The following is a 5,849-nucleotide window of genomic DNA, read 5'->3' as shown; positions in this document are numbered from 1 at the left end:
GTCGAATGTGCCCTACGGCATCACGTCCCCTCTTCTCTTCCGGCTGCTCGAGTTGGACCCGTTTCCGCGGCGGCTCGTGCTTCTCGTGCAGAAGGAGGTCGGCGAGAGGGTGACCGCCACGCCGGGCAACCGGGTCTATGGAGCCCTGTCGGTGGGGGTACAGGCCCGGGCCGACGCGAGGATCGCGTTCCGGGTCGGGAGGCGGGCCTTCCGTCCGGTTCCCGCGGTGGACTCGGCGCTGGTCGTGATCGAGCCGCGCGACGCGCTCCCCTCCGAACGCGACCTCCAGGACCTCCGTGTGCTGACTCGACTGGCCTTCTCCCGGCGCCGGAAGCAGATCGGAGGCATTCTGCGCTCGTCGGCCGAGTACGGTGCTCTCGAGAGCCGACTGCCCGAGCTCCTCGACCGCCTCGGGATACCCGCCACAGCCCGTCCGGAGGCACTGTCGCCACAGCAGTTTCTGGACCTCGCGGCAGCCCTGCGGGCCGCGTCGCCCGGTGGGTCCCGTGGGGGGAAGCAATCGAGTTGAGAAGAGCCGGGGCGTCCCGTATGTTCTTGTGAGCCCTTTCACAAGCGAAGCCATGACACGCAAGATCTCCGATTCGTCCGTTCGCCGGCTGTCCCGATACCTGCGCCGCCTCCGGAGGTTCGACGGGCAGGGGGAGACGGTGATCTCCAGCCGCGAGCTGGCGGAGTCGACCGGAACTACGGCGGCCCAGGTGCGAAAGGACCTGAGCCATTTCGGTTCCTTCGGGAAGCGGGGCCACGGGTACCCCATCGCGGACCTGCGGACGCGGCTGGAGGAGATCCTCGGCCTCACGCGCCGGTGGCGCGTGGCGGTACTCGGGGCGGGCCGGATCGGATCCGCCCTGCTCGGTTACGAGATGTTCGCGCACCGGGGCTTCGATGTGGTCGCGGCCTTCGACGTGGATCCCTCGAAGGTGGGCAAGGACATCGATGGCATCCGGGTGCGACCGCTCGGGGAGCTGGAAGCGACCTTCGCGGCGCTCGATGTGTCCATCGCCATCGTGGCCACTCCCCAGGAGGTCGCGGAGGCCGTGGCGCTCCGCGCGGTGCGCGCGGGTGCACGGGCCATCCTGAACTTCGCCCCGATCAAGCTGCGGCTGCCGGACGATGTCGCCGTTCGGGAAGTGGACGTGACGCTGGAGCTCGAGGGGCTCTGCTACATGCTCACGGCGGCCTCGGCCCCGGAGGCCGTGGAATGATCTCGGTACACAGCGAGATCGGGGCTCTCGAGACCGTGATCTGCCACACGCCCGGTCCGGAGCTGGCCGTGGTGACGCCGGGGAATCGTGCCGACTACCTGTTCGACGACATCCTCGATCTGCAGTTCGCCCGTCGCGAGCACCGGGTGTTCACGCAGGTCCTCTCACGGTTCGCCACGGTGCTGGAGATGTCGGACCTGCTGGCCGAGGCCCTCGCCGAGCCGGAAGCGCGCGACTACCTGTTCCGGCACACGGACGCGGCGGTCGAATGGAGTGCCTCCGAGGCCGACCCCGAAGATGTGGCCCGGCTCATCATCGAGGGAGAGGAATCCTCCGGCGGGGCTCTGGCCCGGCTGGTCAACGAAGCGGGCTACACTCTTCCACCTCTTCCGAACCTCTTCTTCACGCGCGACTCGGCGGCGGTGGTCGGGGAGCACGTGATCGTCGCCTCCATGAAGCACGAAGTGAGGTGGAGCGAAGAGGTCATCGCCTGGACCTTGTTCCGCACGCACCCCGCCCTCGCCAACAACGGCATTCTGTTCGACGGTGCGCACGAGAGGCGCCTCAACGTCCGCCTCGAGGGAGGAGACGTTCACGTGTTGAGGCGGGACCTCCTGGCCGTCGGCATGTCCGAGCGTACGACGGCGGCCGGGATCGATGCCCTCGCCGCCGAGGTGTTCCGGGTCACGGAGGTGACCGACATCCTGGTCGTCCTCCTGCCCTCGCACCGGGCCGCCATCCATCTGGACATGATCTTCACGATGCTGGACCGGGACCTCTGCTGCGTCTTTCCGCCGTACTTCATCGGACCGACGCGACTGCCCGTCCTGCGCATCCGCAAGGGAGCGACGGGAGTCCAGGAGACCGGGAGCCTGTTTTCGGCCCTCGAGGACCTGGATCTCCCACTCCACCCGATTCCGTGCGGAGGGGGCCGGCGCACCATGCAGGAGCGGGAGCAGTGGGCCAGCGGGTGCAATTTCTTCGCGGTCGGGCCCGGCCAGGTCCTGGCGTACGATCGGAACGAGCATACGCTCGAGGCGCTGGCGGCCGAGGGAGGCTTCCGGGTGCTCGGGGCGAGGGAATTCCTCGCCGGTGAGGTCGAAACGGTGGGTTCGGACCGCTTCGTCATCGGCTTCGAGGGATCGGAGCTCGTTCGGGGAGGAGGAGGGCCGCGCTGCATGACCATGCCCGTGCGGAGAGGGGAAACGTGAGTCCCGACGGGCTCCGGTTCACGGCCCATACGCCCCTCGTGCGCCGGGCGCTCGAGACCGTCGGCCGCGCGCCGACCGGGACCGGCGAGCTGGCCCGGGAAGTGTTCGGGCTCCGACAGGCCCCTCCCGGCCTCGCCTCGCGGCTCGTCTTCGATCTGCTTGGGGAGGACGTGCGCTTTTCGGTCGACGCCGCGGGTGTGTGGAGCCTCACCGGAGCCGAAGCGGCGGCCGGCCGCGCGCGACTCTCGGACCTGTCGTTCGCCGTCGTGGACGTGGAGACCACGGGCAGCTCCATTCAGCGGGGAGCCCGTATCGTAGAGTTCTCGGCCGTTCTCGTCGAAAGGGGGCAGGTCCAGGGGGAATACACGACCCTCGTGAACCCGGAGGCGTGGATTCCTCGCTGGGTGACCCGCCTGACGGGAATCGAACCGCACATGGTCGCGTCCGCCCCCCGCTTCAGAGACATCGCCGGACGGGTTCGCGAAGTGCTGGAAGGCCGCGTGTTCGTGGCGCACAACGTCATGTTCGACTGGCGCTTCGTGGCCGAAGAACTGCGGCTTGCGGACGCCGTACTCCCGGACGGACCGAAGCTGTGTACCGTACGGTTGGCGCGACGGGTGCTGCCGGGTCTACGGCGGCGCGGCCTCGATTCGCTGGCCCGGTATTACGACCTGGAGATCGAGAATCGGCACCGCGCCGGCGACGATGCGCGAGCGACGGCGGTCATCCTGACTCGAATGCTGGAGGCGGCCGATCGGCAGGGCATCCTGTATTGGGATCAACTCGAGGACTGGATCGCCGGACGCGGCGGAGTGAAGAGGCCGGCCATACGGATGGAGGGAAGCCAGAGTGCCTGAGGCGGTGCGGCTAGAGGGTTCGAGGGGGAGGGTCACGGCGATCGATGCCGGTAGCCTGTGGCTCGACGGCGGAGCCATGTTCGGCGTCGTCCCGAAGCCCCTGTGGGCTCGTCGAAGTCCGGCGGACGAGCGGAACCGGATCCCGCTGGCCATGCGCTGCCTCCTGGTGGAGACGGACGAGACGACGGTCCTGGTGGACACCGGTCTCGGCAACAAGGAAGGCGAGAAGTTCAGGTCGATCTACGGGGTGGTGAACGACGGGGCGCCCACCCGCCTCGAGTCTTCGCTGGCCGCGCTGGGAATCTTGCCCGCGGACATCGACGTGGTCGTGGCCACGCACCTGCACTTCGATCACGCCGGTGGCGGTACGCGTCTGGACCCCGACGGAGAGATCCGCCCGGCGTTTCCGGGCGCCCGATACGTGGTCAGCGCGGGGGAGTACCGGTTCGCCCGCCGGGACAACGAGAGAATTCGGGCCAGCTACATGGCCGCCAATTTCGAGCCTCTCGCGCAGGCCGGTCGACTGGATCTCGTGCCGGATGGCGTCGAAGTGGTTCCCGGCGTGCGGCTGATCCACACTCCGGGTCACACGCCTCACCATCAGTCCGTGCTCGTGGACCTCGGTGACGGCACGCAGCTGCTGTTTCTTGCCGACCTGGTCCCGACGACCGCGCACCTGCCGTTGCCCTGGATCATGGGCTACGACGTAGAACCTCTGGTCACTCTGGAGAGCAAGCGGGAGCTGCTGACCCACGCCGGCCGTGAAGGGTGGTGGCTGGCGTTCGAGCACGATCCGTTCACGGCCTGGGGTCGTGCGGTGGAGCCTCCCGCGCGGGGAACGGGGTGCGATCTCGCCGATCGGGTCGACCACGCGCTGGTCCCGGGAGCGGAACCCGGGGAGAGGTGATGTCGCCAGGGTGCAGTACGCGTTCAGCGGAGGAGGATCGATGAACAGGAGTTCGATGGCGGCCGTAATGACGGTGGTGCTGTTGGTGTTCGGAGCCCCCCCGGCCTCGGCTCAGCAGCCGGAGGACGAAGTGCAGGCGGTCGTCGGGGCACTGTTCGACGCCATGCGCCAGGCCGATTCTGCGGCGGTACGGGAGCTGTTCCATCCGCAGTTGCGGCAGATGGCGAGCTCCGGCGAGCGCAGCGGCGTGCCGTCGGTGGGATTCGGAGAGGTGGATCGATTCGTTCAGATGGTCGGAGAGGCCGAGCCCGGAGCCCTCGACGAGAAGATCGGGCCGGCGGAGGTCCGGATCGATGATCACCTGGCGACGGTGTTCACACCCTATGCCTTTCATTACAACGGCAACCTGTCGCACTGCGGCGTCAACGTGTTCCAGATCGCCAGGGTCGGAGAGGAGTGGCGGATCGTGGGGATCGTAGACACGCGGCGGCAGCAGGGTTGCGAGGAGTGGCTGAAATGAGTGATCAGGAACGAACCGCGGTGATCGTCGGAGCGGCCAGGCTGCCGACGGGCCGCTTCCTGGGCGGACTCTCGGCCCTGACGGCGGCCGAGCTCGGGGCCAGGGCGATCGCAGGCGTGGTCGAACGATCCGGCGTTCCGGCCGGCGATATCCAGGACGTCATCATGGGAAACGTCGTCCAGGCCGGAGTCGGCCAGGCCCCGGCACGCCAGGCGGCCATCGGGGCCGGCCTGCCGCCGGAGATCCCTGCGCTCACGATCAACAAGGTGTGCGGATCGGGGCTGAAGGCCGTCATGCTGGCCACGCAGGCCATTCGGGCCGGCGATCTTCAGGTCGCGGTGGCGGGCGGAATGGAGTCGATGTCCAATGCACCCTATCTGCTCCGCGGATACCGGGGTGGCGTGAAGTTCGGAGACCGCGCGCTCACGGACGCCCTGATCCACGATGGCCTGTGGTGTTCCTTCGGGCAGTGCCACATGGGAGGCCACGCCGAGTACACGGCCTGGAAGGCCGGCGTGAGCCGGGAGGACCAGGACGAGTTCGCCTACCAGAGCCACATGAAGGCGGTCGCCGCCATCGACGCCGGCGAGTTCGGAGCCGAGATCATTCCGGTGGAGATCGCCGGCAGGAAGGGCACGACGGTGGTGGACACGGACGAGCCACCGCGTCGTGATACGACGGTCGAGGCCCTCGGACGGCTGCGGCCCGCGTTCGCCGCCGATGCGCCTCCCGAGGTGGAGGAGCACACGGTCACGGCCGGCAACGCGCCCGGCCTGAACGACGGCGCCGCCGCTACCGTCGTCGTCTCAGAGGCTTACGCGCGGTCTAGCGGTCTGGACATCCTCGGTCGCGTAACGGCATATTCGGTCGGCGCCACGGCGCCTCGCGACCTGTTCTTCGCGCCGATCGACGCGGTGCGGCGCCTCATGGAGATCGAGGGTACCTCGATCGACGACTACGGTCTGATCGAGGCCAACGAGGCGTTCGCGGTTCAGGCCATCGCGGATGCGCGGGCGCTCGGCATGGACATGGAACGGGTGAACGTCCGGGGCGGAGCAATCGCTCTCGGGCACCCGATCGGCGCCTCCGGCGCGAAGATATTGACGACGCTCCTGTACGCCATGCGCG

At 68.4% G+C, this 5,849-nt stretch carries 7 protein-coding genes; all 7 read left to right on the top strand.

Annotated elements, in window-relative coordinates:
- A partial coding sequence (locus tag AC36XV_RS12875) for a ribosomal RNA small subunit methyltransferase A (protein WP_492204090.1) occupies positions 1-529 on the top strand: 529 nt, incomplete at its 5' end.
- Between the two features lie 52 nt (positions 530-581).
- Positions 582-1,226, top strand: coding sequence for a redox-sensing transcriptional repressor Rex (locus AC36XV_RS12870; RefSeq protein ID WP_492204089.1), 645 nt, complete (start codon positions 582-584; stop codon positions 1,224-1,226).
- On the top strand, positions 1,223-2,437 hold the full coding sequence (locus AC36XV_RS12865; protein WP_492204088.1) for an arginine deiminase: 1,215 nt from the start codon (positions 1,223-1,225) through the stop codon (positions 2,435-2,437). The genes AC36XV_RS12870 and AC36XV_RS12865 overlap by 4 nt, the downstream gene beginning before the upstream one ends.
- A complete protein-coding gene (locus tag AC36XV_RS12860) occupies positions 2,434-3,294 on the top strand; it encodes a 3'-5' exonuclease (protein WP_492204087.1) in 861 nt (286 codons plus the stop codon). The genes AC36XV_RS12865 and AC36XV_RS12860 overlap by 4 nt, the downstream gene beginning before the upstream one ends.
- Entirely contained in the window at positions 3,287-4,201 is a 915-nt protein-coding gene (locus tag AC36XV_RS12855; RefSeq protein WP_492204086.1) for an MBL fold metallo-hydrolase, read from the top strand. The genes AC36XV_RS12860 and AC36XV_RS12855 overlap by 8 nt, the downstream gene beginning before the upstream one ends.
- A 40-nt stretch (positions 4,202-4,241) precedes the next feature.
- Complete coding sequence (locus AC36XV_RS12850; RefSeq protein WP_492204085.1) at positions 4,242-4,721, top strand: nuclear transport factor 2 family protein; 480 nt, start codon at positions 4,242-4,244, stop codon at positions 4,719-4,721.
- Positions 4,718-5,849, top strand: a 1,132-nt coding sequence (locus AC36XV_RS12845) for an acetyl-CoA C-acyltransferase (protein WP_492204084.1), incomplete at its 3' end; no start/stop codon positions are given. The genes AC36XV_RS12850 and AC36XV_RS12845, both read left to right, overlap by 4 nt.

Source organism: Candidatus Benthicola sp. (assembly GCF_058719085.1).
This window is presented reverse-complemented; position numbering and strand designations above follow the sequence as displayed.

Excerpts from the sequence above, each read along its gene's own strand:
- AC36XV_RS12870 (WP_492204089.1), top strand. The coding sequence starts at position 582 with ATGACACGCAAGATCTCCGATTCGTCCGTTCGCCGGCTGTCCCGATAC.
- AC36XV_RS12850 (WP_492204085.1), top strand. The coding sequence starts at position 4,242 with ATGAACAGGAGTTCGATGGCGGCCGTAATGACGGTGGTGCTGTTGGTG.
- AC36XV_RS12865 (WP_492204088.1), top strand. The coding sequence starts at position 1,223 with ATGATCTCGGTACACAGCGAGATCGGGGCTCTCGAGACCGTGATCTGC.